We start from the raw sequence: 1,522 nt of genomic DNA, 5'->3' as shown, positions 1-1,522 counted from the left end.
GTTATCTATTACAGGCTCTAATACTATTCTTGATTTTATTATTTCTCCATACATTACTGCTAATTTTTCTGTTACTCTGTATTGATCATCCGTTATTCTTTTTGTGTTTTCATCTTGGTCAGTATTTACTATAAGTGTTGTATTTGTTTGATATACTGGTTGTAATACAAAGAAACTTATTCCTGCACTAACTGATGCTGCTACTATTGTTATAAGTGCTATAATCCAAAATCTTTTTTTGATTATGCTAAAATATTCTCTTAAGTCAATTGTTTCTTCCATTTGCTCTCCTCCATATTATTTTCTATTTATATAATGTCTATTTAAGACAAAAAGACTATATCTTCTGCACACAAAAAACATATAAAGTATAACTTTATATTTCACTGTTTTGCAGTAGTTATAGCCGGTTGCACCACTAACTCCATATGCCTCAGGTGCCCAGATACAAGACATACTTCTTAGTTTCTACTTATGATCTTTTACATACAAATATTAACATTTAATCCATTTTTTGTATATACAATCGACAAAACTAGTCATTTTATTTAAAGATAAATTACTCTATATTAAGGTTTTATGTTTGATTTTTAAAGTTTTTTGCTTATATTACTTTTTTTTATATATTCTTTAATTATTTTTTATTTATTTAGTTCTGCTTTTTTTTCCTGTTTCTTTATAGTAATAATTGTAATAATCATTTCCTGAACCTTTTGGTTCAAATTTATTAAGTATAACTCCTAATATATTAGCATCTACATTTTCTAATCTTTCTTTTGCTATTTTAACCATTTCTGAATCTGTTTCATTAGTTCCAACTACAAATACTGTTCCATCTGTATATGTTGATATTATTCCTGCATCTGTAACAACCCCTATTGGTGGTGCATCTATAAATATGTAATCATAATGCTCTTTTAATTCTTGGATAAGATTTTTCATTCTTTTAGATGATAGCATTTCTGATGGGTTTGGTGGTATTTGGCCACATGTTAATACGTGTAAATTTTTTGTATCTGTGCAATGTACACATTCTAAAAATGCTTTAGTATTAAGAAGTAAATCAGTAACTCCATGTATGTTACTTATTCCAAACATTCTATGTATACTTGGGTTTCTCAAGTCACCATCAAGTATTAGTACTTTTTTTTCTAGGTTTGCAAAGCTTACTGCTAAGTTTGATATAACTGTGCTTTTGCCTTCATTTTGTTTACTACTCGTTACATTTATTACTTTTATTTCTTTATCTAAGTTTGAAAATTCTATGCTCGTCCTTATTCCTCTATATGCCTCAGCTATAGGGGATTTCGGGTTGTTTATACTTATTATTTTATTCATTTTTATTTACCCTCCCAATATATTGAATTATTTACATTTATTTATTTTTTTGGTATTATACGTAAATTATAACATTTTATGACAAATAATACTAGATTTTAAAATAAATGGTGTTATTTTCATTAAAAAAAGACGTTTTTTGCATATTTTTCTTTATTTTTTTCCAATAAAAAACATCCAGTAT

2 protein-coding genes and 1 riboswitch are annotated in these 1,522 nt (G+C 26.5%); both genes read right to left on the bottom strand.

The genetic code is table 11. The features are described 5' to 3' along the window. On the bottom strand, positions 1-282 hold a 282-nt coding region (locus tag VLM92_RS03365; RefSeq protein ID WP_325274939.1), incomplete at its 3' end, for a YveK family protein. 113 nt (positions 283-395) lie between these two features. Further along, a riboswitch (cyclic di-GMP riboswitch) is annotated at positions 396-479 on the bottom strand. A 166-nt stretch (positions 480-645) separates the two neighbouring features. Then, complete coding sequence (locus VLM92_RS03360) at positions 646-1,338, bottom strand: CpsD/CapB family tyrosine-protein kinase (protein WP_325274938.1); 693 nt, start codon at positions 1,336-1,338, stop codon at positions 646-648. Positions 1,339-1,522: the final 184 nt, after the last annotated feature.

It is taken from the genome of Romboutsia sp., assembly GCF_035470145.1.
Lineage (GTDB): Bacteria > Bacillota > Clostridia > Peptostreptococcales > Peptostreptococcaceae > Romboutsia_D.
The sequence above is the reverse complement of the archived record's forward strand: the minus strand, read 5'-3'. Positions and strand labels throughout refer to the sequence as shown.